Origin of the sequence: Solimonas sp. K1W22B-7 (assembly GCF_003428335.1) — a bacterium.
In the GTDB taxonomy this organism is placed as follows: domain Bacteria; phylum Pseudomonadota; class Gammaproteobacteria; order Nevskiales; family Nevskiaceae; genus Solimonas_A.
In genome coordinates this window covers 3,382,221-3,407,490 of record NZ_CP031704.1, presented here as the reverse complement: position 1 = coordinate 3,407,490, position 25,270 = coordinate 3,382,221, and the positions used below count along the sequence as shown (strand labels likewise).

Genomic DNA, 25,270 nt, shown 5'->3' with positions numbered 1-25,270 from the left:
AAAGCCGCCTCAGGCCCCGGTCGGCACCGCCGCCTTTGCATCCGGTGTTTGCCACAGCAGACCCGCGCTGGGGTCGATGGCGCCGAGCAGGCGGTGCAGCAGGGTCTTGAGCATCGCCGCTTCACCGGGCGCCAGGCGTTCCAGCAGCTGCGATTCCATGGCCTTGGCGGCGGAGATCAGGCGCAGCGCCAGCGCGACGCCTTCGTTGGTCAGCTGGAAGGCCGGACCCTCGGTGTCGGTGGTACCGCCGACCGAGCGTGCCAGGCCGCGGCGGATCAGGGCGCCGGCGGCGGCGTCGCTGTGCTCGCCCAGGACGCTGGACATGCCGGCATCGAGCTCGTCGGCGCTCATGATGCGTTTCAGCGTCAGCGTCGAGAGCAGGTAGAACTCCTCGTCGCTGAGGTTTTCCTCGGACAGGGCCTTGCGGATCTGGCTGAAGAACTGGAAGTGGCCGCGGCCGAGCAGGTAGCCGAGGAAGTCCTCGTTGAAGCTGCCGGCCAGGGCCGGGTTGCGCGGCTCGCTGCCGCTGCGCGGCGCGGCATGGGCGTAGCGGCCGCTGTGGAATACCAGCGGCGCATTCTCGGCGCGGTCGAAGTCCAGCACCTCGCCGACGAAGATGACGTGGTCGCCGCCCTCGTACTGGAAGGCCGTGCGGCACTGGAAGCGCGCATTGCAGCCGCGCAGCAGCGGAATCTCACCCAGCCCCTGCTCGATGTCGACCCCGGCAAACTTGTCGACGCCGCGCTTGGAGAAGCGCGTGGAGATCGGCTCCTGGTCGGCGGCCAGCACATGCACTGCCCAGTAGGGCGCCTTCTGGAAGGCTTCCAGGCTCCCCGAGGTATTCGCCAGGCTCCACAGCACCAGCGGCGGATTGAGCGAGACCGAGTTGAAGCTGTTGGCCGTCAACCCCACCTGCGAGCCGTCGGGCGCGCGGGTGGTGATGACGGTGACGCCGGTGGCGAAGGTGCCGAGTGCCTTGCGGAACTCCTGCGGGTCGAGGGGGGCTGCGGTCTGGCTCATCCTTGCTCGTTTAAAAGTTGTACTTCGCGGTGAAGCCGATGTTGTCGCGATCGGCATAGGGGTTGGCACTGAAGTCGGGGGTGCCGTAATAGCCGCTGTAGCTGACGCCCAGCGTGATCTTCTGCAGGTAGGTGAAGTTGAAGCCGATGCTGGCGCGCCAGTCGTCCTCGCCCATCTGCGAACCGAAGCCGGACAGCAGCGAGGACTGGCCCAGCACCGTCTTGGAGTGCGTCAGCGGCACCTGCAGGTCCCAGCCGTTGAACAGGTTCTTGCGGTCGAAGATGAACAGGAACGAGTAGGCCGCCGCTTCCTTGCTGTAGGTCAGCTTGTCGGAGCAGCTGGTCGGGCCACAGCCCTCGTCACGGTCGATGACCCAGTTGTAGCCGAAGTCGGCGACCACGGTCAGTGCGTCCCAGAAGTACTGCGGGCCGAGGACATACAACACGTTGACGTTGGCCTGGCCGACCTCGGCGCGCACCGGGGTGGGCACCGGCCCGAGCAGACCGCCGTCCACGTCCACCAGCACGTCGACGCCGTCGCGGTAGATCAGCTCGCCGCCGACATTGGCGCCGAACAGGGCGGTGGAGAAGCTCATCGCCGACATGTGGATGCCGTCGAAGAAATTGACGTTGTAGGTCACCGGGACCTGCAGGCCCAGCGCCGCGGACCCGATAGACTGGCCGCCGGGCAGTGGCAGCAACTCGGCACTGCCGTAGTTCTGCACCGGGGCGGGCGTGGTGTTGTGGTAACGCAGGTGGTAGAGGCCGACGTTGCTGTTCGGCGTGACCTGGTACTTGACGCCCACCCCGTACTGGCCATGATCGCTGGGAAGCTTGTCCGGACCACGCTGCACGTTGATGTAGCGCGGCGTGCCGGCCGGCTGGATCAGGTTGAGGTCCGGCAGCATCACCGGCGGCAGCAGGGGATCCAGGTTGTTGAGGATCGCGCCCAGGGCGCCGGTGATCGGGCTGACCGGCAGGTTTTCGCCACCGGGCAGGTTCGGCAGCAGCAGGTCACCGATCAGCTGCACGTACTCGGCCAGCTCCGGCGAAGTCAGGTCGATGTCGCTGAGGTTCTGCAGGAACAGCGGGTTCTTGATGCCGTAGATGAACTCCGCGCCCGGACCGACGACGTCGGCCACGGAGAAGAACTCGCCCACCGGGTTCAGCTCGGTCGCCTTGTACTCCAGCTTGTACTGGCCGAGGACCGTCCACTTGTCGTCCAGCGACAGCTGCATCGACACCTGGTTGACCGGCAGCAGGATGCTCTTGACGTCGGCGCCCGGCACCGTTGCCTTGGTGGCGTCGGCCGGCGACTGCGCCAGGGCGATGCCGGCGAAGAACAGGCTTTCGCCCCAGGCGGCGATATGGCGGCCCACGCGCAGGTTCAGCGCCGTCTCGTCGGTCAGGTACCAGGAGCCGTAGGCGTAGGCGTCGAGCAGGCGCGCACGCTGGCCGTCGTAGTACTCGGCGTCGTCGGAGAACTTGTTGGTCGGCAGTTCGGTCTTGCTGATCGTCGCGCCCGGCTGGTCCGATGCCGGCGAGGTGTTGTCGTTCCTGCGGTGGTAGACGTCGTCGTAGAAGGCGTCGCCACGGAACAGCACGCCGTAGTCGCCATAGTTCAGCTGGATTTCGCCGAGCAGCGACAGGCGGTTGTTGACCAGCGAGTGCTTCTTGAAGTTGCGGTCGCCGTCGTCGTAGTTGTTGGACTCGGGCAGCTTCATCGAGTCCGGCAGCGGGATGTTGGCCGCCGGCGCGGTGTCGATGATGCGACGGTCCGGATCGTGCAGGCGCATCGCGGCGGAGTAGGCGGCCTGCACCTGGTACTGGCCGTCCAGGCCGAACAGGTCGAAGGAACCGGCCCAGGCGGGCAGGGCGGAACCGCCCAGGAACACGGCCAGCAGTCTCGGCCCATAAGTCCAACGCGTACGCACGCCCGCAAGCCCCTGATTCCCCATCGCGCCCTCTCCTCTCTGTTGAAGCTTTTATATTGGAATAATGCAGACGCTAACCTAGATGCCCCGACTGAGCCTAGCCTCACCCGAAAAGATTAGGGTCGGCTCCCACGAAACGGGTATGGCAGGCAGGCCTGAAATGGTGCATCTTGAATGCTGCCTCAGCTGCTGCCAGGGCACACGATAAATATAAGGCTGGAGAGACCCGCATGCAGTACCTGAGTCCCGTCGACGCGTCCTTCCTGCGCATGGAATCCAAGCGCACCCCGATGCACGTCGGGGGCATGCTGACCTTCAAATTGCCCGACAACGCCCCGCCGGACTTCCTGCGCGACCTGCTGCAGCACATGCGCAGCACGCCGTTCATGCCGCACCCCTTCGACTGCCGCCTGGCCCGTGGCCGGATGTCCAGGCTGGCCCCGGCCTGGGTCAAGGCCGATATCGACATCGACTACCACATCCGCCACTCGGCCCTGCCGTACCCCGGCGGCGAGCGCGAGCTGGGCGTGCTGGTGGCGCGTCTGCACTCGCACCCGCTGGACCTGAGCCGGCCCCTGTGGGAATGCCACATCATCGAGGGCCTGGAGAACCGCCGCTTCGCGATCTACTTCAAGGCCCACCACTGCGCCATCGATGGCGTCGGCGGGATGAAGATGGTGCGCAGCTGGCTGACCGAGGACCCGACCGACATGAACGGTCCCGGCCGGCTCTCGAATGCCATCCAGGACCAGGAGCCGCCGCCGCCCAGATCCTGGAAGACCCGTCTTGGACGACCGTTCAAGGTCGCCGGCCACCAGATCCGTACCCTGCCGGAGCTGATCAAGGTACTCCGGGAAATGAGCGCCCCGGGCCTGGAGGGCGGTACCCGGGCTGCCCTCAGCACCCCGCGCAGCCTGCTCAACCAGCCGATCAGCCAGCAGCGACGCCTGGGCACCCAGCTGCTGGACCTGAAGCGCGTCAAGGCGATCAGTTCGGCCACCGGCACCACGGTCAACGACGTGTCCCTTGCGATTTGCGGCAGCGCCATCCGCCGCTACCTGCTGGAGAACGGCGCCCTGCCGGAGAAGTCCCTGCTGGCCTCGGTGCCCGTGGCCCTGCCGCGGCCGGAGGGCAAGGGCGGCAACGCCGTGGCCGGCTTCGTCTGCCCCTTCGGCACCGACCAGACCGACCCGCTCAAGCGCCTGCAGCGCATCAACCGCGTCACCACCGTCACCAAGCAGCAACTGCTGAGCCTGTCGCCCACGGCACTGGAGCAGTTCACGCTGATGGGTCTGTCGCCGCTGCTGCTGGGCCAGATGGCCGGCGTGCTGTCCAAGGTGCCGCCGTTCTTCAACGTCACGGTATCCAATGTCGTGGCCTCCAGGGTCCCGCTGTACCTGCGCGGCGCCCAGCTGGAAGCGATGTACCCGATGTCGATCCTGTTCGACGGCTACGCCCTGAACATCACCCTGGTCGGCTACGTCGACCGCGTCGCTGTCGGCTTCACCGGCTGCCGCGACGCCCTGCCGAGCCTGCAGAAGCTTGCCGTCTACACCGGCGAGGCCCTGAAGGAGATGGAGGAAGCACTGGCGGCGGCGATGCCGGCCAGCGCGGCGCCGAAGAAGAAGGCCAGGGCGAAGTCCTGACGCGCGGGTTTGTGGGAGCGGGCTTGCCCGCGATCTTTGCAGGGCTCGCCCGACAGATCGCGGGCAAGCCCGCTCCCACATGAAGCCTACTCCGGCTTCTTCCTGTAGGTGTGCACCGCGATCTCGCCGCTCAGGCCGCTGAGATCGTTGACCGCCGCGTCGATCACCGTATCGCCTTCCAGCGACTGCGCGGTGATCTTGCCGCCGTCGATCCCCGTGGCCACCGCCGCCACGGCCGTGTTGCGGCTGCTCCAGGAGATGTCATGGCGCACCGGGCGCTCGATGCCGTCCTCGAACAGGCCCCAGGCCTGCGCCTGCAGGCTGTCGCGCAGTTCCAGCTCGGCCTCGTCGGCCGACAGGCGCAGGGACAGGATGTCCAGCTCCCGCGCCTCGATCACGCGGGTGTCCGCGCTGATATCGGCGGACTCCAGGATGAAGCGCAGCTGCAGAGGTTCCCGCGCCAGCAGCGGCCGCAGCAGGCGGCCGGCTTCATCCAGCGACTGCGCGAAGCCGCTCTCGTCGCCCTGCAGCAACTCCGCCGTCACCTGCGAGGCCAGTTCCTGCGGCGGCGCGCTGGCGTCCTCGAACAGGCCGTGGATGCCGACATGCTCGCTGTAGCCCAGCGGCAGGTAAGTGCCGGCCGGCTGCTCGTAGTCCAGCTGCAAGGCTCGCAACGGCCCCAGCCGCAGCTCGCGCCGCGCCGAGCGGCCGCACAGTGGCAGTGACGCCTCCAGCACGAAGGGGCTGTCCACCGGCCCGCTCAGGGACTGCAGGCTCGACCCGTCGCTGCTCACCGGCGCGCCCGCGGTCACCACCTTCCAGGCCGCGACCTCGGTCAGGTCCACCGGCACGCTGCTGTCCAGCGTGGTGGTCTGCAGCTCGAAGGTCTGCAAGGTCTCCGGCGCCATCCGCGTCAGCTCCGGCGTGATGCGCAGCTCGCCGATCGCGGTGGCGCTGACGCCGTACTGCGCGCGCAGGCCGGCATAGTCGGCGGTGATGGTCGCCGTGCCGGGGCCCACCACGATCACCGTGCCCTGGGCGTAGGCCAGCCCGGAGCTGCCCGGGATCGGGATGTCGCCGTTGCTGACGATCGCCACGCCGGTGTCGTTGCTGCTCCAGCTGCTGCGCTCCGACACCGCGTCCAGCGAGTCGCCGCCCTCGCCGGAGAAGGTGGCGACGGCGGCGAGCGTCACCGCCGCGCACTCGTAGGTCTCCACCGAGTCGCCGCCGTAGAGCGAGGTCACCTGCAGCTTGGTCGGGCGCCGGCCCTCGCCGACGCCACCGGAGCAGGCGGCCAGTGCCAGCAGCGCTGCCGCCCCCATGGGCAGCAGCCTGGTTGCGGAACGCATCACTGCGGGAAGAACAGGATGCGGTTGTTGTTGCGGTCGCTGACATAGAGCACGCCGCCGGAGACGTAGGCGCCGGAGGCGCCGCTGAGCGTGGTCGCGGCCGGCTCGTCGTCGGCGTCGCCGTCCTGGTCGGCGTCGTTGGCGATCACCGAAGTGAAGTCGTCCTGGCCGTAGACCTCGCCGGCCGCCAGGCCGTTTTCCAGCGGGAAGGCGTTGTAGCGCAGCACGCGATTGTTGCCGGAGTCCGCGACGTAGATGCGGGTGCCGTCCGAGCCGACGCCGAAGGGCGCGCGCAGCGTCGAGGCCGAACTGCCGGGCGAAGAACGGCTGAAGCCGCTCTGGCCGATCACGTAGTCGGCATCGGCACTGGACTGCTGCGGGAACAGCGCCCAGTACAGCACGCGGTTGTTGCCCGAGTCGGTCACCAGCAGGCGGAAACCGTCGCTCCACAGGCCCGCCGGCTTGTTCATCTCGTCGGACTCGTCGTCGGCTTCGCGGGTGGTGAAGTCCGGCTGGCCCAGCACCAGGTCGGCGGCCGTGCCGCTGGTGGTCGGTACGCTGTTCCAGACCAGCACACGGTTGTTGTTCTGGTCCGCCACCACCAGGCGGCCGTTGGCGATCACCGCCGAGGTCGGGAAGGCCAGGCGCGTGGCGCTGGTGCCGGAAGTGGAGGAAACGAAATCGGTCTGGCCGATCACCACGTCGGGCAGGTCGCCGGCGGCATCCGGCGTGCTGTTCCAGATCAGCACGCGGTTGTTGCCGGAGTCGGCCACCACCAGCTTGCCTTCACCGGCGAACACCGCACCCGGCAGGGCCAGGCGATTCTGCGCCGTGGCCGGCGTGTTGGCCGTGGCGCTGGCCTGGCCCAGCACGAAGCTGGCGGCCGTCGCGGCACTGGAGGGGATCGTGCTGAAAGCCAGGATGCGGTTGTTGGCGGTGTCGGCGATGAACAGCTTGGTGCCATCGCTGGCGACGTTGCCCAGCGGCTGCGCCAGCGTGTTGCCGGCGGTGGTGGCGCCGCGGTTCGGCGCGCTTTTGCTGAAGTCGGCCTGGCCGTAGAGCCCGAAGGCCTCGATCAGGTCGAGATCGTCGTCATCGCCGCCACCCCCTCCGCCGCAGCCGGCAAGCAGCGCCGGCAGCACGAACAGCAGGGCAAGGACGGACAAGCGCAGGCCGCGCGCAGACGGGGTCGCCGACATCGGGTTCTCCAGGGGATCGGGGGCAGGTCCCCATGATTCCCCGGGCGCGCGAAGCGCGGCTGCAAGGCTTTGTATGAATCTGTGTCGAAGGCGCTTATGCCGTCAGTGGCAGGCACAGTTCCACCGCGAACGGCCGGTCGGCGCGGCGCTCGCGCAGCTCCACGCGCGCGCCATGCGCATGGGCCACGCGCTGCACGATCGCCAGGCCCAGGCCCGCGCCGCGACCGTCGCGCGCACGGTTGCCGCGCTCGAAGGGTTCGGTCAGCCGCTGCCACTCCTGCGACTCGATGCCGCGCCCATGGTCCTCCACGCTGAGTCGCAGCATCCCGCCCTCGGCGTGGGTCGTCACGCGCACCGGCGCAGCGCCGTGCACCAGCGCGTTGTCGGCCAGGTTGCGCACCAGGCGCAGCAGGCCCAGGCGCCGCACGCTGACCTGTTCGCCAGGACAGCGCAGGTCCAGCTGCAGTCCGTCATGGCGCTGCAGTGCGGTGCGCACCAGCGCATCCAGCTCCAGGGTTTCCAGCGGCTCGTCCTGGCCGTCGCGCACGAAGTCGATGCACTGGTGGACGATGTGATCGATGTCGCGGATGTCGGTCATCATCGGCTGGAAATCGCCCGGGTGATCCGCCGCATGCAGCTCGATCGCCGCCTGCAGCCGCGCCAGCGGCGAGCGGATGTCGTGCGACAGCCCGGCCAGCATCAGCTCGCGCTCGCGCAGGCTGCCGCGCAGCTTGCCGCTCATGCGCTGCAGCGCCCCGCCGATCTGGCGGAACTCGCGGGGTCCGCTCGGCTCCGCGGAAGGTGCCGCGCCGCGCTCGATGTCGCCGATGGACTCGATCAGCCGGCGTACCGGACGACGCAGCAGCAGCGTCAGCAGCAGCACCGCGGTCAGCATCAGGATGCCGATCGTGGCGAGGTTGATCATCGTGAAATGACGCCGCATCGCCTTGATCGCCGCCTCGTGCTCCGGGCCGCCGAGCATCATGACGCCGCCCTTGGGGCCATCCGCGGCGCCGTCATGAGTCCGCAGCGCTGTGACAAACCGGCGTCGCGGTGCGTCCGGCGATTCCACCGCCGGGCCTTCGTCCAGCATCACCCGCGTGCGCGGCCCGCCCTCGGTCACGGCGACGCTGCCGGCGACCCGCGCCGGCAGCGCCATCGTAAAGCTCGAAGGGCCGCCCAGCAGGCCTGGCCCCGGCCCCGTCGACAGGCCGAAATGCGCCACCGCCACACGCGGTGCCTGGCCCGGCAGCGGGCCACGCTCTCCTGGCGGCGGCGGCAGGCCGCGAAACATCAGGTCCGGCGGCGGGAACAGCTGCAGCAGGGCGTAGTTGAGCAGCGGGCTGCCCAGCAGCGCCGCCGCCACGATCAGCCCCACCCAGTTGCGCAGGCTGACGCTCACGGCGCCGCCACCGCCACGTGGTCCGGCACGAAGATATAGCCGCGGCCCCAGACGGTCTGGATGTAGCGCGGCTCCGCGACATCCGGTTCCAGGATGCGGCGCAGCCGCGACACCAGCAGGTCGATCGAGCGCGACAGCGTCTCGCCGCGGTTGCCCGAGACCATGCGGTGCAGCTCGTCGCGGCCCAGCACGCGCCGCGCATTGAGCGCCAGCGCTTCCAGCAGCTGGTACTCGCCGGTGGTGAGCCGCAGCGGCACGCCGTCACGCCGCAGCACGCGGCTCCACAGGTCCAGTTCGAAGTCGCCGAAGCGCAGCGTCTCGCGGCTGGCCGACATCCCGGGCGTGCCGCGCTGGCGCGTGCGCCGCAGCACCGAGTGGATGCGCGCCACCAGCTCGCGCGGGTTGCAGGGTTTGCCCAGGTAGTCGTCGGCGCCCACCTCCAGGCCGATGATGCGATCCACGTCGTCGCCGCGTGCCGACAGCATGATGATCGGCGTGCCGGGGGCCAGCTCGCGCAGCCGGCGGCACAGGCTGATGCCGTCACCGTCCGGCAGCATCAGGTCCAGCACCACCAGGTCGTAGGCCTCGCGCTGGACATAACGCTGGGCCGAAGCGGCCGTACCCACCCCCTCGGCGTCGATGCCGTGCTTCACCAGGAAACCGGCGATCAGGTTGCGCAGGCGCTCGTCGTCGTCGACCAGCAGGACTTTGGGATTGATGGACATGTTGGACGGACTCTAGGTACGCAATGGGCGTGAAGAAAGGGGTTTGCCGGGGCCGGATACAGGCTGATACGAATTGCGACAATTGCGGGGCGGACCCGTGGCGGCGGCGGCCGATACCTTGGCCGCAGTTCCCGCCACCGTGACCGCCGAATGTCCGTGTCCCCGCTGCTGCATCGCTGCATCCCCCTGCTGGCCTGCCTGCCGCTGCTCGCCGCCTGCGAGGCCAGTCTCGACGTGGACCTTACCGACGGCCCCATCGACGGTGCCGAATCGGTGGTCCTGCAGGTCACCGGCATCAAGCTGCTGAAGGAGGACGGCAGCACCGTCACGATCGATGCCGAGGTCGAGGTCGACCTGCTGCAGTACCGCAACGGTTCGACGCTGAGACTGGCGGATGGCGTCAAGGTTCCGACGGCCCGCTATACGGGGGCCTACCTGACGTTCGCCGACGAGGGTTCCTATGTCGGCCGCAGCGACGGCAGCCAGGTCCCGGTGGTCCCGCCCGCCAGCCAGGAATTCACCGGCCTGGACCTCGACGTGGGCGAGGAGGACGAGGCCGGCCTGCTGCTGGACCTGGAACTGCGCTTCTCGCTGGACGACAACGTCGACAGCCTCGGCAGCTATGCCCTGAACCCGGTCCTGCGCGCCATGGACCCGGACCAGGTCGGCGAAGTCTCCGGCAAGGTGGCCAACGCCCTGGTGGAAGACTCCGACTGCCGGCAGGGCCGCAGCATCCTGCGCGGGGTCGGCGTCTATGCCTATGCAGGCAACGGCGTGACCCCGGTCGACTATGCCCGCGACCGCAGCAGCGGTACCCAGCCGGTCTCCGCCGCAGCGGTCTACGACGACGGCGACGGTGGCTACCGCTACCGCTTCGCCTACCTGCCGGAGGGCGACTACACCCTGGCCCTGACCTGCAAGGCCGACGACGAGCGCCCGGCCACCTCCGACGACCTCGACTTCAGCCACCGCCGCAACGCCACGGTGACCGAGGGAGAAATCCGCAGCATTGCCTTTACCGACGACTAGGGCCTGTTAACGCTACGGCAGTCGCTGCGATGCCCCCGTATTTGCGGCCAGGCACGACGCGAGGAGGGAGTTTGGTGGTTCCAAATAACCGACGAGCAACACAGCATGGCCGCAAAGACGGGGGCACCCTTCGGGCGGGACCGTTTTGGCGCAGGGCGTCGTCCCGCCCCGCTGATGTACTTCGAGTACACCGCGCGTGCCGGGACATAGCCCTGCGCCAAAACGGTCTCCGTCGCAGCGACTGCCGTAGTGTTAACAGGCCCTAGGAGAAAACCCCATGCTGACCCTCAAGCTTTCCCTGGGCTCCGGCCTGCTGATGCTGCCCCTGTTCCTGCTGGCCGGCGCCGCGCTGGCGCAGCTGCCACTGCCGGCCGATTACGACGAGAACGGGCAGGTCGACCGCAGCGAATGGCGCGAGGGCGCCGCCGCGCGCTTCCGCGCTGCGGACCGCAATTCGGACGGGTATCTGGATGCTGCCGAGCAGAAGCAACTGATGCCGCGGCATTTCGTGATGCGCCTGGGCCGGGCGGAGGGAGCGCCTGCGGCCGGCGACAAGCTGAAAACCCATGGCCTGCCGCTGCCTCCGGCACCGAAGGACACGAATGGCGATGGCTACTTGGACCAGGCCGAAGTCCTGGCGCAGGCGGACCAGGCCTTCGTGAAGATGGACCGGGATGGGAACGGGGTGCTGGAGGCTGAGGAGGTGATGCCGCCGCCACCGGCGTTACCGCTCTAGGCGAAGACTTCGGGATTGCCTCGCAGCCCTTGTGGGAACGGGTGGCGGTGCGGGGCCTTTTTGCTTTCTTGGAACCCCTCTCCCGCAAGCGGGAGAGGGGACGGCATACAGCGAGGGGCCATTCCGCCCTCGCTACTTGATCAAGCCTTCCGCTCGCATCGCGCTCTGCACCGCCGGCCGGCCGCCCACGCGCTCCATGTACGCCACCAGGTTCGGCCGCGTCGAGAACAGGTCCACCTTCACCACGCGGCTCCAGTTGGTCACGGTGAAGAGGTAGGCGTCGGCCACGGTGAACTGCTCGCCGGTGATGTACTGGCGGTTCGCCAGCATCTCCTCGACCGTGTCGTAGCGCTTCTGCAGGTTGTCGATCGCCACCTGCCGGGCTTCCGGCACCGTGGTCGGCCTGAACAGCGGGCTGTAGCTCTTGTGGATCTCGGTGCTGATGAAGTTGAGCAGCGACTGCAGCTGGTAGCGCGGCAGCGTGCCGTTCTCCGGCGCCAGCTTCGATGCCGGGCGCTGGTCGGCCAGGTACTGCACGATGGCCGGGCCCTCGGTCAGCAGCGTGCCATCGTCCAGCTGCAGCGCCGGGACGTAGCCCTTGGGATTGATGCTGGCAAAGTCAGCCCCGGAGGCGGTCTTCTTGCTGGCCAGGTCCACCTTTTCGGTTTCAGCGGCGATGCCGGCCTCGTGCAGCACGATATGCGGCGAGAGGGAGCAGGCACCGGGGGCGAAGTACAGTTTCATGGATTCTCCTTGGGGTGGTCGGGGTCGCAAGTACCGCGGGCCGCAGCATAGGCCGGGGCCGGGGTTTCAAGAAACCGGAAAATCCTGAACAGGTGCTTCAAATTGACTGAACCCCGGGGGGTGGCTGTTACACTCCGGAGTCATGAACATCCGTACATTGCTGCGCCTGCCCCTGATCCTCCTGGCCGTCGCCCTGGCCGCCTGCGAGTCCGACCTCGATATCGAACTGGCCACGGTCAACCGGCCGGTGGACGCCGAGCGCATTACCGTGCGCATCAAGGCGGTTGAACTGCAGAACGAGGGTGGCGGCACCGTCACCATCGACACCGACGACCGCGAGGTCGACCTGCTGGACTTCCAGGGCACCGAGCTGCTGCGGCTGGTGTCCGGCGAGAAGGTGGCCGCCGCGCGCTACCGCAAGCTGCGCCTGGTCTTCGACTCCCGCGACGGCGAGCTGGAAAACGAGGATGGCGACACATTCCCGATCCGCCTGGCCGACCTGCAGCCGGGCGCCGACATCGACGTCCAGCTGCAGGACGACGAGGACGAAACCGAGACCCTGCTGGCGGTGCTGGACCTGCGCTTCTCGTTCTCGCTGCAGACCCAGCAGGACGATTTCTACCGCCTGCGCCAGGTCGGCACCGCGGTACGCTCCGGCGACGGCGGCACCCTCAGCGGCAGTGTCGACGAAGACTACGTCGCCGGTGGCAACTGCGGCGACAGCGACGAAGAGGGTTTCGCCATGTACCTCTACAAGGGCGATCGTCGTACCCAGCTCAGCGACTACTTCGCCGACGAGCAGGCCAGTTCGCCGCTGGTCTCGGCCAGCGTGACCCGCGCGGGTGACGATGGCGACTACAGCTACCGCTTCCGCGGCCTGCCCGCGGGGCAGTACACGGTGGCCTACACCTGCACCGCCGAACTCGACGATCCACTGACCCGGCAGACAACGCTGCTGTTCCGCGACGCGCAGCTGGTGGAGATCACCGAGGGCGGCACTGTGACCCGGAACTTCTAGGGTCTAGCCCGCACATGCGCGTCCTGATCGTCGAGGACCACGCGGATATCGCTGAATCCGTCGGCGAGTACCTCGAAGAGCGCGGGCACGTCGTGGACTATGCGCGTGACGGCCTTGCCGCCCTGCGCCTGGCCACCCAGGAGACCTACGACGTCGTGGTGCTCGACCGCCTGCTGCCGCGCATGGATGGCGCGACGCTCTGCGCGCGCCTGCGCGGCGAGCATGGCCTGACCGCGCCGGTGCTGATGCTCACGGCGCTGGATACCGTGAACGACAAGGTCGCCGGCTTCGAGGCCGGTGCCGACGACTACCTGGTCAAGCCCTTCGAGCTGGCCGAACTGTACGCCCGCCTGACCGCGCTGCATCGTCGCGCCAGCAACCGTGTCGCCAGTTCCCAGCTCAGCGTCGGCGACCTGGTACTCCACACGCGCACGCGCGAGCTGCGTCGCGCCGGTCAACTGATCGCACTGTCGCCGACCCTGGCCAAGCTGCTGGAGCACCTGATGCGCAACGGCGACCGCATCGTGCCGCGCGAGGAGCTGGAATACCTGCTCTGGGGCGAGGAGCCGCCAGACCAGGATTTCCTGAGGGCACACATGCACAAGCTGCGCGATGCGATCGACCGCGAACACCCGCGCAAACTGCTGCATACCTTCCGCGGCATCGGTTACCGCCTGGCAGACCTCGAGCAAAAGGCCTGAGATGCTGCGCCAGCGCATCCGCCGCATCGTACTGGGCTTGTCGGTGGCGGCCGCCTTGCTGGGTGGCGCCGCGCTGTACGTCGCCGACGAGGCGATCGAGGATGCCGCCATCAACGACATGCTCGCGCGCCAGATGGATACCCTGCTGGAGGCGGAGGTCGTGCCGGAGCCGCAGGAGCAGCAGGTGTCCACGCTCAAGTTCTTCCGCCCCGCGCTCGGGGGCGTGCTGCCTGAGGCGCTGGGCAGCCTGCAGCCGGGGATCACCGAGCCCGTTGAAATTCACGGCGAGGACTACTGCGTCTACATGCGCGAGGTTGCACCGGGTGATGCCGCCTACCTGGCCTACCCGGTGGAGTTCGTCGAGCAGCGCGAGCGCTGGCTGTGGCTGGGCGTCTCGCTGACCGCGCTGCTGGTGTTCTCGATCACCTGGATCGCCGCCGACCGTACCACCGACCGCGCCCTGCGCCCCTACCTGGAGCTGCTGGAACAGGTGCGGGCGCTGGATCCCAATCGCCGTCACCTGCGCATCTCCGTCAGCCATGCCGACAGCGAACTGAACCTGGTGGTCAGCGCCCTCAACGGCCGGCTGGAGGACATCGAGCGCCTGATCGAGCGCGAGCGGGCGTTTGCCGCGGCCGCGAGCCATGAGTTGCGCGGCCCGCTGATGGTGATCTCCGCCGCGGGCGAAATGATGCGCGACAAGATCGATCCCGCCTCGCAGCGCTCGCTGCAGCGGCTCGAGCGCGGCGCCCGCGACATGCGCGAGATCCTCGATGCGCTGCTGGCGCTGTCGCGCACCCGCGTGTCGTCGACGCTGCTGGAAATCCACCTGGAAGAACTGTTGCCCGAAGCCGTCGAGCCGCACCTGGACGAGGACGGCGCGGCGCGCATCGACTGGCGGCTCACGCCCGAGGTCCTGGTGGCCTCGCCCGGTGCCGTGCGCGTGGTCTTCACCAACCTGTTCCGCAACGCCCTGCAGGCCTCGCCGGCGGGCAGGGTGACGGTCACCCTGGAGCATGGCTGCGTCACCGTCGACGACCAGGGCCCCGGCGTTGCGCCCGCAGCGATGCCGCATCTCTTCGAGCCTGGCTTCCATGCCCGCGAGGGAGGTTCCGGCATGGGCCTCTACATCGCCCGCGTGCTGGCGGATCGCTACGGCTGGGAGCTGCGGGTGGAAAACCGCGAGGGTGGCGGGGCGAGGGCGACCTGGCGTTTCCGCAACGCAAGCCGTACCTGAACCACTCGTCAGGTTCGCTGCACGGCAGCGCAGACAGGGAATAAGCTCTTCCCAGCCCGGCGTAGGGGCCGGAGTGTTCCAATGACAGGGAGAGTCAACATGCGCGCCATCACCCTTGGGCTTCTGCTGTCGCTGTGCCTGCTGCCGGCCCATGCCGCCGGCCCCCTCGAAAGCCTGCTGAGCCGCACCGTCAACACGGTGGGCACCCTGGCCGGCGGCACCACCGAGGCGCTGGACCCCTTGCTGATCGGCGCCACGCAGCTGACGCCGCCTTACCTGGATCACGTGGTGATCCGGCTGCAGGGCAACAACCTCGTGCTGGCCGCCGGTACCGCCGCCTTCGACGCCAGCTTCCAGCACAATGGCCGCACCCGCCGCTTCGTCGTGATCCGGCCCGAGCCGGTCGTCACCGGCGCACCGGTGCTGATGCTGTTCCATGGCAACGCCGGCACCGCCGAGAACCAGGCCAACATCACCGAAGTGGCCGACCTGGTGGCGGCGGAGGGCGTCTGGGCGGTGATGCCGGCCTCGGTCGATGGCGTCTGGGACGATGACCCCGCCCGGCCCAAGGGCTACGACGACGTCGGCTTCGCCGCCGCCGTCATCGACCAGCTCCAGGCCAACTTCCCGATCAATGCCCAGCGCGTCTACGCCGCCGGCCTGTCCAACGGCAGCTTCATGACCCTGCGCCTGGCCTGCGAGTTGAGCGGCCGCATCGCTGGCTTCGGCATCGTCGCCGGCAGCCTCACCGGTGGCCTGGAGTCCGCCTGCACGCCGGCCGCGCGGCGGCCGCTGATGCTGGTGGCCGGAACACGCGATCTCATCGTGCCCTACAACGGCGGCCGCATCGGCGTGCGCTCGGTGCCACAGACGTTCTCGTTCTGGCTGGGTCGCAACGGCTGCAATCCCGCCCAGACCCTCAGCTCCGCGTTGCCCGATATCGCCAGCGACGGCACCACCATCGCGCTGCAGGCCAACACTTCCTGCGGTAACGGTGCCGAAGTGCGTCTTTACACGGTCACCGGTGGCGGCCATGCTTGGCCCGGCGGCTGGCAGTATCTCCCGGTGCCGCTGATCGGTACCACCAGCCAGGACATGAGTGCGACGCAGGAAATCTGGGAGTTCCTGCAGGACTCGCATCTATAGGGGACACATGCAGCCGCTCCTGCAGCATCCGTTGGTCGATACCTTGCTGCAGGAACACGCCGGAGATCTCGGTGAGGACATGGCGGCCTACCGCAACCATTGCCTGCGCGTGCTCAACTACTACTGCTGGCAGCGCACGCCCGACGAGGGCGAGCTGCGCCACGCGATCGTCGCCCTGGTGTTCCACGACATCGGCATCTGGACCGATGGCACCTGGGACTACCTGGATCCCTCGGCGCGCCGCATGCGCGACTGGCTGGCGGCGAACGCGCCGGAGCTGGACGCCGAACTGATCGAGGCGATGATCCAGCAGCACCACAAGATCAGGTCCTGGCAGGGTGCTCACCGCGAGGCGGTGGAAGCTTTCCGCCGTGCCGACTGGATCGACGTGCTGCTCGGCCTCGCCGGCTACGGCGTGCCGAAGGACTTCCGCCGGGCGGTGATGGCGGCGCTGCCCGATGCCGGCTTTCACCTGCGCCTGGTGCAGCTCAGCGGCAAGCGCCTGCTGACGCGGCCCTGGAGCCCCATGCCGATGATGCGCTGGTAGGGACACTGGTAAATCGGGCCCCATCGCGGCGTTTCGGGCGCCACGGTCACGTTCCTGTCAAACAGCGCCCTTAGCGTTCCCTGTTTGGGTCTTGCGGGGGCGTCATGCGGGGCGGGTGGGGAGCAATCATCTTGTGCGCGGCGCTGTGGCTGGCCGCCTGCCAGTCGTCGCAGCCGGGATCGTCGCAGTCCGCCTCCGGGCTGAAGGCGGAGCAGAAGGGCGACGAACTGGTCGTCTCCGACGGCCGCAGCGAATTGCGGCTCGCGCTCGAAGGCTGGAGCCAGCAGTGGCGCGATGCGGCGGGCGCCATCCTGCGCGACCCCGCGCCGGCCGGCGACGATCCCTTCGCCAACCCCGACTTCGCGAAGTACGACGACAAGGAGGACGGCATCGACCAGGCCTACCCGGGCCTGCCGCAGGTCTCCTACCGGCCGCTGGCGTACTTGAGCACCGATGGCTGGCAGCGCGTCACCGGTATCGCGCAATGGCGCGTCAGCGGTGATGCCCTGGAGATCGAGGCACGCACCAGCGATGGTGCCGGCGCCAGCCTGCGGTATCGCTTCGCTGCCGACGGCGCGCTGGAACTGCGCTTCCACCCGCATGCGCCTGCCGTGCAGGCGGTTTCCACCTCCTGGGACAGCCCCGATTCGCAGCGTTACTACGGCGGTGGCCAGCGCTTCTCGGCCTTCGACATGCGCGGCAGCAGCCTGCCGCTTTGGATCAGCCACGGCCCCAAGTCCAACCGCGCCAGCTCCACCAACGAAATCGCCGCCGGCTTCTTCTGGTGCCCCTGCGGCTGGGGTGCCTGGAGCCCCTCCGACGCGCGCGGCGAAATCAACTTCGCCGAAAGCGCCGAGCGCGGCGACGCCCTGCGCATCGCCCAGGAAACCGACACGCTGGAGCTGGTGCTCTACCGCGGCAAGCCGCGCGAGATCGTCAGCGCGCACACCGCGCGCGCCGGCCGTCCGCAGTGGACGCCGCCTTCGTGGATGTGGCGGCCCATGGTCTGGCAGGACTCCGACACCACCACCGACACCGTGCGCCGGCTGGTCAACGGCATGCGCGAGCGCGACATCCCGCTGGGCGCGGTCTGGCTCGACAATCCCTGGGACGCCGGCAAGGCCAGCTTCGACTTCGACCCGGCCCGCTTCGAAGATCCGGACGCCCTGATCCGCGAGGTGCGCGAACAGGGCGTGCGCTTCATGGTCTGGCTGTCGCCCTTCGTCACCGGCGACCATGAGGCGCATGCGCGCAGCCAGGGCTGGGTGGTGCAGGGCACTCGGCCCGACAACAACGACGCCACCTACTACCCGGTGCGCGGCATCGATCCGCACCTGGACTTCACGCATCCCGACGCGGCGCTCTGGTGGAAGGACGGCCTGCGCCGCCTCGTGCGCCGCGGCGTCGACGGCGTCAAGGTCGACCGTGGCGAGGAAGACCTGTCGGAGGACTCGGCCTGGCACAACGGCCTGCCGAACCGGCTCAACCACAACGCCTACGTCGAACGCTACCACCGCGCGATCTTCGAATCCTTCAAGGCCGAGCGGCCCGACGGCGACTTCGCGATCTTCGCGCGCGGCGGCTGGAACGGCTCTGCCCGCTGGGCCGGCCACTGGGCGGCGGACAACGGCAGCTTCTTCGGTGAACTGGGTCTGACACAGGCGCTGCGCTCCCTGCTGTCGCTGTCGGTCAGCGGCTTTCCCTACAACGGCTCCGACATCGGCGGCTATGCCGGCCTGCGCCAGGACCAGGGCGAATCCGGTGCCGGCATTCCGCTGCTGACGCCGGGCGAAAGCCTCTACATCCGCTGGACCCAGCTCGGCGCCTTCTCGCCGGTGATGCAGACGCCGGTGCCGCCCTGGTGGGTCAGCGAGCGCAGCGTGCGCGTCTACCGCCGCTACGCCGCACTGCACGACCGCCTGGTGCCCTACATCGATACCGCTGCGCGCCTGGCCATCAGCGAGGGCGTGCCGATCGTGCGGCCCATGCCCTACGAGTATCCCGACGAGCCGCTGGCCCTGGCTGCCGACGACCAGTACCTGTTCGGCCCCGACCTGCTGGTGGCACCGGTGACCACGCTGCTGGAGGGCGGCCTGCCCGCCGGCCTGCGCATGGTGTTCATCCCGCCGGGCCGCTGGATCAATTTCTGGACCGGCGCCGTGCAGCAGGGACCCAGGCGCATCGCCGTGCTGGCGCCGCTGGAGCAGGTTCCCTTGTTCGTGCGCGAAGGCGCACAACTCCCGGCCGGCGTTTCCGCCGCCGAACTTCCGTAACAGGCACAAACCATGAAACGACGCGATCTCCTCAAGGCCGGCGCCCCGCTGCTGCTGGCCCCCTGGCTGCCCGGCTGCGGCAGCTCCACCTCCGGTTCTTCCGGCGGCCCCGCCCCGGGCGCGAACAACATCGCCCGCGGCCTGCACGTCAGCTGGACCGGCGATCCGCACGAATCGCGCGCCATCACCTGGTTCACCGACGGCCTCGCTGCGCCCGAGGGCGTCGTCGAGTTCGGCCAGGGCCGTTTCGACAAGACCTCCCGTGCCACGGCCTCGCAGGCCTACGACAGCGAGGTGCTGACGCACCGCGCCCAGCTGACCGGCTACGACCCGGAGAAGCCGCTGCAGTACCGCGTGCGCCACGGCGCAGACTCGCTGTCGGCGACCTACACGCTCAAGCCGATGCCGCGCGGCGCCTTCCGCTTCGCCCACTTCGGCGACCATGGCCGCAGCGAGTTCTCGCGCCTGGTGCGCGACGGCATCCTGCAGCGCGGCGTGGACTTCGTGATGATCGCCGGCGACCTGTCCTATGCCAACGGCGACCAGCCGGTGTGGGACGACTGGTTCAACCAGGTCGAGCACCTCAGCGCCTCGGTGCCGGTGATGTGCGCGCCCGGCAATCACGAAGAGCAGGACGGCGTCGGTGCCGCCTACAAGACGCGCTTCTCGCACCCGGGCAACGGCCGCTACTACAGCTACGATCTCAACAACGTCCAGTTCGTCATTTCCACCGGCGGCGCCTTCACCAGCGACGGCACCCTGCTGGCCGAACTGCTGTGGCTGGAGACGACGCTGGCGCAGGCCGCCGCCCGCCGCGCCCGCGGCGAGATCGACTTCATCGCCTTCGTGCAGCACTTCACCATCTGGACCGACGAGGAAGGCCGCAGCCCCAACAATCCCACGCTGGTGCTGCTGGAAGAGAACATCCTGCTGCGCTACGGCGTCGACCTGCTGCTGGTGGGGCATGATCACGAGTACCAGCGCTCGCATGCCATGGCCTTCGGCCAGCCGCGCGAGACCGGCTACGTGCAGGTCTGCGGCGGCGGTGGCGGCGTCGGCATCCGCACGTTCAGCGGCCAGAGCGCCTGGAGCGCCGCCCAGCACCTGCGCTACAGCTTCATCGAGTACGCCGTGGAAGGCCGCAGCATCAAGGCACAGACCTGGGCCGTGGACACGGCCGACAACCAGGCCGCGACCGGGCTGACGAAGATCGACGAGTTCGAGCTTGCGGCGCGCTCGGGCCAGGCGCGCAACGAGGCCGTGCACCCGATCCGCGACGCCGGCACCCTGCTGGCCGAAAACCGCGCCAACTGGCGCTACGTCGAGGCCCACACCCGGCTGCGCAACGCCGAGCACATGAAGCAGACGATCTGGCATTTGCACGCCTGAGGGCAGGGTGGAGCAGTGGGGTGAACGGCCTCCGCACTGGCCAGCCCCGTCCCTGCGGCTATAATGCGCCCCCTTGTAGCCCGGGTGGCGGAATCGGTAGACGCAGCAGACTCAAAATCTGCCATGGCAACCCCATATGAGAGTTCGAGTCTCTCCCCGGGCACCACTTCATGTAAGCCGGTGCGATGCGCAGGTCTGATTTCCAGTACGAACTGCCGCCCGAGCTGATCGCGCAGCACCCCGCCGCCCGCCGCTCCGCCAGCCGCCTGCTGCAGCTGCGCCCGGACGGCAGCCTGGCCGACCGCCAGATCCGCGAGCTGCCCGAACTGCTGCGCCCCGACGACCTGCTGGTGTTCAACGACACCCGCGTGATCCCCGCGCGCCTCTACGGCCGCAAGCCCACCGGCGGCAAGGTCGAGATCCTGGTGGAGCGGGTGCTGGACGAGCGCGAGTTCCTGGCGCAGCTGGGCGTCAGCAAGAAGCCCAAGGCCGGGGGCCTGGTCGAGGTCGGCGAAGACCGCCTGACGCTGCTGGGCCGCGACGACGACCTGTTCCGCCTGCGCTACGACGGCCCCGGCACGGTGATGGACTTCCTGCAGCGCGCCGGCCAGCTGCCGCTGCCGCCCTACATCACGCACACGCCCGGCGGCGAAGACGCCGAGCGCTACCAGACCGTCTTCGCCAGCAACCCCGGCGCCGTGGCCGCACCCACCGCCGGCCTGCACTTCGACGAGGAGCTGCTGGCCGCCCTGCGCGCCCGCGGCCTGCGCACCGCCACGCTGACCCTGCATGTCGGTGCCGGCACCTTCCAGCCGCTGCGCGTGGATGACCTCAGCGAGCACCGCATGCACAGCGAGCGTTACCAACTGGGCACGGAGCTGCTGCAAGCCATCGCCGAAACCCGCGAGCGCGGCGGGCGGGTGGTGGCGGTGGGCACGACCGTGACGCGCGCCCTCGAATCCGCCGCGGCGCAGAACGGGCTGCAAGCGGGCGAGGGCGAGACGCGGCTGTTCATCACCCCGGGCTACCGGTTTGCGGTGGTGGATGTGCTGCTGACCAACTTCCACCTGCCGGAGAGCACCCTGCTGATGCTGGTCAGCGCCTTCGGCGGCTACGAGCGCCTGATGGGCGCCTATCGGCATGCGGTAGAGCAGCGCTACCGCTTCTTCAGTTATGGCGATGCCATGCTGATCGAGAATCCCGGCTAAAAAAGAGCTGGTCTGTCCCCTCTCCCGCTTGCGGGAGAGGGTGGCCGGAGGCCGGGAGAGGGTTTCTGTAAATCTGGACCTAATGAATCAAGTATCGATTCACAGAAACCCTCTCCCTCAATCCCTCTCCCGCAAGCGGGAGAGGGAAGCAGGAAGCTACTTCTCCACCTTCACCGTATACGTCAGCACCTTCTCCGCCGGCGTCTGCGTCCCCCACGGCCGGCGGTACTCCATGCGCAGCGTGGTTTCACCGTAGGCGGTGGGCCTGAAGGTCCAGGTCTCGATGCCGCCGGCGCCGACCATGCCGTCCCTGGCCGACTGGCTGGGGGTGTAGACCGGCTCGCCGGCCTTGGCCAGCACCGGGTTCACCGGGTTGGCCCAGGTCCAGCGGTAGCCGGTGGTGGCATTGGAGACCAGGTCCAGGGTCAGGGCCTGCTTCGGCGACAGGGTCACGGTCTTGCCGGAGTCCGCCGCCCGCAGTTTCACCGGGGCAGGGGGACCCATCATGGCGCAGCCGGACAGGGTGGCGGCCAGCAGGCCGGTCAGCAGTAGGTTACGCATTCGGGCACCCCTCAACATATGGCTCTAGTTATGCCCATAACGCTATCACGCCTCGGCGATAATGCGCGCCATGAAATTTGAACTACTCCACACCGACGGCGGCGCCCGCCGCGGTCGCCTGCAGCTGCAGCACGGCACCGTCGAGACCCCGGTCTTCATGCCGGTGGGCACCTACGGCACGGTCAAGGCCATGACCCCGGAAGACCTGCGCGCCATCGGCGCCCAGATCATCCTGGGCAACACCTTCCATCTGATGCTGCGCCCGGGCCCCGAGATCATCCAGGCCCACGGTGGCCTGCACGGCTTCATGAACTGGAGCGGACCCATCCTCACCGACTCCGGCGGCTTCCAGGTCTGGAGCCTGTCGGGCCTGCGCAAGATCACCGAGGAAGGGGTGAAGTTCCAGTCGCCGGTCAACGGCGACCGCATCTTCCTGACGCCCGAGCGCTCCATCGAGGTCCAGCACGCGCTCAACGCCGACATCGTCATGCAGTTCGACGAGTGCACCCCGCACCCGGCCACCGAGAAGGAGGTCCGCGCCAGCATGGAGCTGTCGGCGCGCTGGGCCATCCGCTGCAAGACCGCTCATGGCGACAACCCCAACGCGCTGTTCGGCATCGTGCAGGGCGGCATGTCGGCGGAGCTGCGGCGCGAGTCGCTGCAGCGCCTGCGCGAGACCGGCTTCGACGGCTACGCCCTGGGCGGGCTGTCGGTGGGAGAGACCGAGGCGGAGCGCCTCGGCGTGCTGGATGCGATCGGGCCCGAGCTGCCGGCCGGCCATCCGCACTACCTGATGGGCGTCGGCACCCCACGCGACCTGGTGCAGGCCGTGGGCCGCGGCATCGACATGTTCGACTGCGTGATGCCCACCCGCAACGCCCGCAACGGGCATATGTTCACCAGCGAGGGCGTGGTCAAGATCCGCAACGCCAAGTACCGCGCGGACCAGGGGCCGCTGGATCCGAAATGTGGCTGCTACACCTGCCGCAACTACACCCGGTCCTACCTCTACCACCTCGACAAGTGCGAGGAGATGCTCGGCGGCCAGCTCAACACGATTCACAACCTGCACTACTACCAGGAACTGACCCGGCGCATGCGTGCGGCGATCGAAGAAGGCCGCTTTGCTGCCTTCTCGGCGGACTTCCTGGCCTCGCCGGAAGGCGCGGCTTCCAGGACCGCCGCGGCCGCGGGCTGAGGGAAGCTCCCTCAGCCCTGCCGGGGAACCGCCCTCAGTGGCTGACCAGCGCCACGGCGCCGGAAGCGGTCGCCGCCGGCAGGCTGGTGCCGATCATCGAGGCCACGATGGTCATGTCGATCTGCGACAACTGGCGGCGGATCTTGGCGTCCACGGCCGCGCTCAGCGGGGCGGTGGAACGCTCGATCAGCCTGGCGGATCGGTCGGCATCGCCGGCCTGGGCCAGGGGCGCCACAAGCAGCGCGGAAAGCAGGGCGAGGGTCTTCAGTCGGGTCTTCATGAGTCTTGCTCCATCGCAGCAATGCTGCATTGCAGCAGAGTAGCGGAACGAGCGGTATGTTGCAATGCAACAAATTACTATTGACCCAATAGTCATTTTTTATCTCAATAAAAATCAGTCTATTGAAAGAGATACCTTCGGGCGCCCTGTCTCTGCCCGGCGTCAATTTCTTGACGTCAGCGAATGTGGCGGATCTGCCAATGGGATGAGTACGCGGCGCCGGTCTTGTTTCGCTCAAACCGGCAAGACGAAATCCGACAGCGCCCTTGCCGGAGCATGGATAATCTACACATGGGGCGCGATCCGGCAGCCAATCCTGGCCCGCCAACGCGCAGGGAGTTTCCTCACATGCTTGCGATGAATCGCCGCGCATTCCTGCAGGCGGCAGGGTATACCTCGCTCTCCTCCAGCCTGGTCGGCAGCCTGTTCCAGGAAGCGGAGGCCATGACACCGGCGCAGGTCGCCGGGCCCGATGCCGACCTGCACCTGCTGCGCCGCATCAGCTTCGGTCCCACCGATACGGCCCTGGCCCGTGTCCGCAGGATCGGCCGCGCCGCCTACATCGAGGAGCAGCTCGGTGCCCGCGACGCGGCCACCGGCCTGCTCGCCGCGGCGCTGTACCCGCGCATCGACACCGCCGGCTCCGGCATCTACCTGACCTCGCTCACCGGCGGCAATCCCGAGGGACACATCCTCGACCTGCAGAGCGCCATGCTCTACAAGGCGCTGTTCTCCAGCGCGCAGCTCTACGAGGTGATGGTCGATTTCTGGAACGACCACTTCAACACCTACATCCGTAAAAATGTGGTGCCGCTGAAGATCGACTTCGATCGCGGCGCGATCCGCCCCAATGCGATGGGCAACTTCAAGACGCTGCTGAAGAAGACCGTGCGCAGCGCCGACATGCTGCACTACCTCGACAACTGGCTGAACCGCAAAGGCCAGATCAACGAGAACTACGCCCGCGAACTGCTCGAGCTGCACACCATGGGCAAGGGCAACTACGGCGAAGCCGACATGAAGGCCCTGTCGCGTATCCTCAGCGGCCTGGGCTACATCGTCGACCTGCCGCTGGCCGTCGCGCTCTACGGCACCGTGCAGTTCAACGCCGCGCAGCACGACACCAGCGCCAAGACCTTCCTCGGCCAGAACTTCCCGGCGGGCGGGGGCGAGGCCGAGATCGACCGCGCCCTGAACCTGATCCTCGATCATCCGGCCACGGCGAAGTACATCGCCGGCAAGCTCTGCGCACGCTTCGTCTCCGACACACCGCCGGCCGCGCTGGTCACTGCCGTCGCCGCCACCTTCACCGCCACCGGCGGCGACATCAAGGCGATGCTGCGGCAGATCCTCAATTCCACGGAGTTCGCCGCCAGCGCCGGCGCCAAGCTCAAGCGCCCGCAGCACGCCATGATCGGCGCCATGCGCGCCTGCGGCATCAACCGCGTGGATCACCTCGTCAACACCGAGCTGTTCGGCGTGCCGGTGGCCAACCCCGCGGGCCTGCTCTACACCTCGCTGGGCAAGGCCGGCCATGCGCCCTTCATGTGGGCCGCGCCCAACGGCTACCCCGACAGCGCCGACTACTGGGGCAACACCAACAGCATGCTCTACCAGCAGAAGTACCTGGTGAAGCTGGTGGAGGGCGTCAGCTACAGCTACATCCTCGCGCGGCCGCTGGCCGCGCTGCAGGGCAGCAACTCGGTGGCCGGCAGCGTCACCCGCGCCAGGACTCCGCGCCAGGCCGTGGACAACGCCTGCGCCAACCTGCTGTTCCAGGCGCTGCCGGCCTCGGTGACCTCGCTCGCCGTGTCCTTCGTCGCGCAGGGCGCCGCGCCCGATGCCGTCATGGATCCCGCGCTGCTGGAGCAGCGCGTCAAGGGCCTGGTCTTCGCGCTGCTGGCTTCGCCGTGGTTCCTGCTGAGGTAA

At 68.3% G+C, this 25,270-nt stretch carries 22 protein-coding genes and 1 tRNA gene; 14 read left to right on the top strand and 9 right to left on the bottom strand.

The window, feature by feature from the left end; translation table 11 throughout:
* Positions 1–9: 9 nt before the first annotated feature.
* Both D0B54_RS15285 and D0B54_RS15280 read right to left on the bottom strand, forming a co-directional pair.
* A complete protein-coding gene (locus tag D0B54_RS15285; protein ID WP_117292152.1) occupies positions 10–1,020 on the bottom strand; it encodes a flavin reductase family protein in 1,011 nt (336 codons plus the stop codon).
* A 10-nt stretch (positions 1,021–1,030) separates the two neighbouring features.
* Complete coding sequence (locus D0B54_RS15280) at positions 1,031–2,953, bottom strand: DUF1302 domain-containing protein (RefSeq protein WP_162932456.1); 1,923 nt, start codon at positions 2,951–2,953, stop codon at positions 1,031–1,033.
* A gap of 230 nt (positions 2,954–3,183) precedes the next feature.
* Between D0B54_RS15280 and D0B54_RS15275 the strand changes: the two genes are divergently transcribed.
* Positions 3,184–4,599 (top strand): WS/DGAT/MGAT family O-acyltransferase, encoded by a 1,416-nt coding sequence (locus D0B54_RS15275; protein ID WP_117292150.1) that lies wholly within the window; start codon positions 3,184–3,186, stop codon positions 4,597–4,599.
* 86 nt (positions 4,600–4,685) lie between these two features.
* Here D0B54_RS15275 and D0B54_RS15270 read toward each other — a convergent pair whose 3' ends face one another.
* The 4 genes from D0B54_RS15270 to D0B54_RS15255 form a co-directional block, all read right to left on the bottom strand.
* A complete protein-coding gene (locus tag D0B54_RS15270) occupies positions 4,686–5,948 on the bottom strand; it encodes a hypothetical protein (protein ID WP_117292149.1) in 1,263 nt (420 codons plus the stop codon).
* Positions 5,948–7,147: an NHL repeat-containing protein gene (locus D0B54_RS15265; RefSeq protein ID WP_117292148.1), complete on the bottom strand. Its 1,200-nt coding sequence runs from the start codon at positions 7,145–7,147 to the stop codon at positions 5,948–5,950. The genes D0B54_RS15270 and D0B54_RS15265 overlap by 1 nt, the downstream gene beginning before the upstream one ends.
* Positions 7,148–7,241: 94 nt before the next feature.
* Positions 7,242–8,549, bottom strand: coding sequence for an ATP-binding protein (locus D0B54_RS15260; protein WP_117292147.1), 1,308 nt, complete (start codon positions 8,547–8,549; stop codon positions 7,242–7,244).
* Positions 8,546–9,274, bottom strand: a complete 729-nt coding sequence (locus D0B54_RS15255; protein WP_117292146.1) for a response regulator — start codon at positions 9,272–9,274, stop codon at positions 8,546–8,548. The genes D0B54_RS15260 and D0B54_RS15255 overlap by 4 nt, the downstream gene beginning before the upstream one ends.
* A gap of 150 nt (positions 9,275–9,424) precedes the next feature.
* Between D0B54_RS15255 and D0B54_RS15250 the strand changes: the two genes are divergently transcribed.
* Positions 9,425–10,303 (top strand): DUF4382 domain-containing protein, encoded by an 879-nt coding sequence (locus D0B54_RS15250; protein ID WP_117292145.1) that lies wholly within the window; start codon positions 9,425–9,427, stop codon positions 10,301–10,303.
* Between the two features lie 277 nt (positions 10,304–10,580).
* Entirely contained in the window at positions 10,581–11,039 is a 459-nt protein-coding gene (locus tag D0B54_RS15245) for a hypothetical protein (protein ID WP_117295276.1), read from the top strand.
* Positions 11,040–11,171: 132 nt separating this feature from the next.
* Here D0B54_RS15245 and gstA read toward each other — a convergent pair whose 3' ends face one another.
* A complete protein-coding gene (gene gstA, locus D0B54_RS15240; protein ID WP_117292144.1) occupies positions 11,172–11,783 on the bottom strand; it encodes a glutathione transferase GstA in 612 nt (203 codons plus the stop codon).
* A gap of 142 nt (positions 11,784–11,925) precedes the next feature.
* On the opposite strand from gstA, the gene D0B54_RS15235 reads away from it, so the two are divergent.
* The 9 genes from D0B54_RS15235 to queA all read left to right on the top strand — a co-directional run bounded on the left by D0B54_RS15235 (position 11,926) and on the right by queA (position 21,302).
* Positions 11,926–12,801: a DUF4382 domain-containing protein gene (locus D0B54_RS15235; RefSeq protein WP_117292143.1), complete on the top strand. Its 876-nt coding sequence runs from the start codon at positions 11,926–11,928 to the stop codon at positions 12,799–12,801.
* Positions 12,802–12,815: 14 nt separating this feature from the next.
* Positions 12,816–13,502 (top strand): response regulator transcription factor, encoded by a 687-nt coding sequence (locus tag D0B54_RS15230; protein ID WP_117292142.1) that lies wholly within the window; start codon positions 12,816–12,818, stop codon positions 13,500–13,502.
* A 1-nt stretch (position 13,503) separates the two neighbouring features.
* Positions 13,504–14,739, top strand: a complete 1,236-nt coding sequence (locus D0B54_RS15225) for a sensor histidine kinase (protein WP_162932455.1) — start codon at positions 13,504–13,506, stop codon at positions 14,737–14,739.
* A gap of 99 nt (positions 14,740–14,838) precedes the next feature.
* Positions 14,839–15,885, top strand: a complete 1,047-nt coding sequence (locus D0B54_RS15220; protein WP_117292140.1) for an alpha/beta hydrolase family esterase — start codon at positions 14,839–14,841, stop codon at positions 15,883–15,885.
* 7 nt (positions 15,886–15,892) lie between these two features.
* The gene (locus tag D0B54_RS15215) at positions 15,893–16,432 is read left to right on the top strand and encodes a hypothetical protein (protein ID WP_117292139.1); all 540 of its coding nucleotides are present in this window, start codon (positions 15,893–15,895) and stop codon (positions 16,430–16,432) included.
* 131 nt (positions 16,433–16,563) lie between these two features.
* Positions 16,564–18,705 carry a glycoside hydrolase family 31 protein gene (locus tag D0B54_RS15210; RefSeq protein WP_117292138.1) on the top strand — a complete coding sequence of 714 codons (2,142 nt, stop codon included), beginning with the start codon at positions 16,564–16,566 and terminating at the stop codon, positions 18,703–18,705.
* 12 nt (positions 18,706–18,717) lie between these two features.
* A complete protein-coding gene (locus D0B54_RS15205) occupies positions 18,718–20,094 on the top strand; it encodes a metallophosphoesterase (protein ID WP_117292137.1) in 1,377 nt (458 codons plus the stop codon).
* A 78-nt stretch (positions 20,095–20,172) separates the two neighbouring features.
* Positions 20,173–20,260, top strand: a tRNA-Leu gene (locus D0B54_RS15200).
* A gap of 19 nt (positions 20,261–20,279) precedes the next feature.
* Complete coding sequence (gene queA / locus D0B54_RS15195; RefSeq protein WP_117292136.1) at positions 20,280–21,302, top strand: tRNA preQ1(34) S-adenosylmethionine ribosyltransferase-isomerase QueA; 1,023 nt, start codon at positions 20,280–20,282, stop codon at positions 21,300–21,302.
* A gap of 156 nt (positions 21,303–21,458) precedes the next feature.
* On the opposite strand, the gene D0B54_RS15190 is transcribed toward queA, so the two are convergent.
* A complete protein-coding gene (locus tag D0B54_RS15190) occupies positions 21,459–21,863 on the bottom strand; it encodes a protease inhibitor I42 family protein (protein ID WP_162932454.1) in 405 nt (134 codons plus the stop codon).
* Between the two features lie 70 nt (positions 21,864–21,933).
* Between D0B54_RS15190 and tgt the strand changes: the two genes are divergently transcribed.
* Complete coding sequence (gene tgt, locus D0B54_RS15185) at positions 21,934–23,061, top strand: tRNA guanosine(34) transglycosylase Tgt (protein WP_117295274.1); 1,128 nt, start codon at positions 21,934–21,936, stop codon at positions 23,059–23,061.
* A gap of 34 nt (positions 23,062–23,095) precedes the next feature.
* Here the strand turns inward: tgt and D0B54_RS15180 are convergent, their stop codons facing one another.
* The gene (locus D0B54_RS15180; RefSeq protein WP_117292134.1) at positions 23,096–23,341 is read right to left on the bottom strand and encodes a hypothetical protein; all 246 of its coding nucleotides are present in this window, start codon (positions 23,339–23,341) and stop codon (positions 23,096–23,098) included.
* Positions 23,342–23,689: 348 nt separating this feature from the next.
* On the opposite strand from D0B54_RS15180, the gene D0B54_RS15175 reads away from it, so the two are divergent.
* A complete protein-coding gene (locus D0B54_RS15175) occupies positions 23,690–25,270 on the top strand; it encodes a DUF1800 domain-containing protein (RefSeq protein ID WP_162932453.1) in 1,581 nt (526 codons plus the stop codon).

What these genes read in the sequence shown, in the direction of transcription:
- D0B54_RS15205 (WP_117292137.1), top strand. Translation starts at nt 18,718, where the DNA reads ATGAAACGACGCGATCTCCTCAAGGCCGGCGCCCCGCTGCTGCTGGCC.
- D0B54_RS15230 (WP_117292142.1), top strand. Translation starts at nt 12,816, where the DNA reads ATGCGCGTCCTGATCGTCGAGGACCACGCGGATATCGCTGAATCCGTC.
- D0B54_RS15270 (WP_117292149.1), bottom strand. Translation starts at nt 5,948, where the DNA reads ATGCGTTCCGCAACCAGGCTGCTGCCCATGGGGGCGGCAGCGCTGCTG.
- D0B54_RS15255 (WP_117292146.1), bottom strand. Translation starts at nt 9,274, where the DNA reads ATGTCCATCAATCCCAAAGTCCTGCTGGTCGACGACGACGAGCGCCTG.
- D0B54_RS15285 (WP_117292152.1), bottom strand. Translation starts at nt 1,020, where the DNA reads ATGAGCCAGACCGCAGCCCCCCTCGACCCGCAGGAGTTCCGCAAGGCA.
- D0B54_RS15180 (WP_117292134.1), bottom strand. Translation starts at nt 23,341, where the DNA reads ATGAAGACCCGACTGAAGACCCTCGCCCTGCTTTCCGCGCTGCTTGTG.
- D0B54_RS15275 (WP_117292150.1), top strand. Translation starts at nt 3,184, where the DNA reads ATGCAGTACCTGAGTCCCGTCGACGCGTCCTTCCTGCGCATGGAATCC.
- queA (WP_117292136.1), top strand. Translation starts at nt 20,280, where the DNA reads ATGCGCAGGTCTGATTTCCAGTACGAACTGCCGCCCGAGCTGATCGCG.
- D0B54_RS15220 (WP_117292140.1), top strand. Translation starts at nt 14,839, where the DNA reads ATGCGCGCCATCACCCTTGGGCTTCTGCTGTCGCTGTGCCTGCTGCCG.
- D0B54_RS15225 (WP_162932455.1), top strand. Translation starts at nt 13,504, where the DNA reads ATGCTGCGCCAGCGCATCCGCCGCATCGTACTGGGCTTGTCGGTGGCG.
- D0B54_RS15190 (WP_162932454.1), bottom strand. Translation starts at nt 21,863, where the DNA reads ATGCGTAACCTACTGCTGACCGGCCTGCTGGCCGCCACCCTGTCCGGC.
- gstA (WP_117292144.1), bottom strand. Translation starts at nt 11,783, where the DNA reads ATGAAACTGTACTTCGCCCCCGGTGCCTGCTCCCTCTCGCCGCATATC.
- D0B54_RS15215 (WP_117292139.1), top strand. Translation starts at nt 15,893, where the DNA reads ATGCAGCCGCTCCTGCAGCATCCGTTGGTCGATACCTTGCTGCAGGAA.
- D0B54_RS15265 (WP_117292148.1), bottom strand. Translation starts at nt 7,147, where the DNA reads ATGTCGGCGACCCCGTCTGCGCGCGGCCTGCGCTTGTCCGTCCTTGCC.
- D0B54_RS15235 (WP_117292143.1), top strand. Translation starts at nt 11,926, where the DNA reads ATGAACATCCGTACATTGCTGCGCCTGCCCCTGATCCTCCTGGCCGTC.
- D0B54_RS15175 (WP_162932453.1), top strand. Translation starts at nt 23,690, where the DNA reads ATGCTTGCGATGAATCGCCGCGCATTCCTGCAGGCGGCAGGGTATACC.
- D0B54_RS15250 (WP_117292145.1), top strand. Translation starts at nt 9,425, where the DNA reads ATGTCCGTGTCCCCGCTGCTGCATCGCTGCATCCCCCTGCTGGCCTGC.
- tgt (WP_117295274.1), top strand. Translation starts at nt 21,934, where the DNA reads ATGAAATTTGAACTACTCCACACCGACGGCGGCGCCCGCCGCGGTCGC.
- D0B54_RS15245 (WP_117295276.1), top strand. Translation starts at nt 10,581, where the DNA reads ATGCTGACCCTCAAGCTTTCCCTGGGCTCCGGCCTGCTGATGCTGCCC.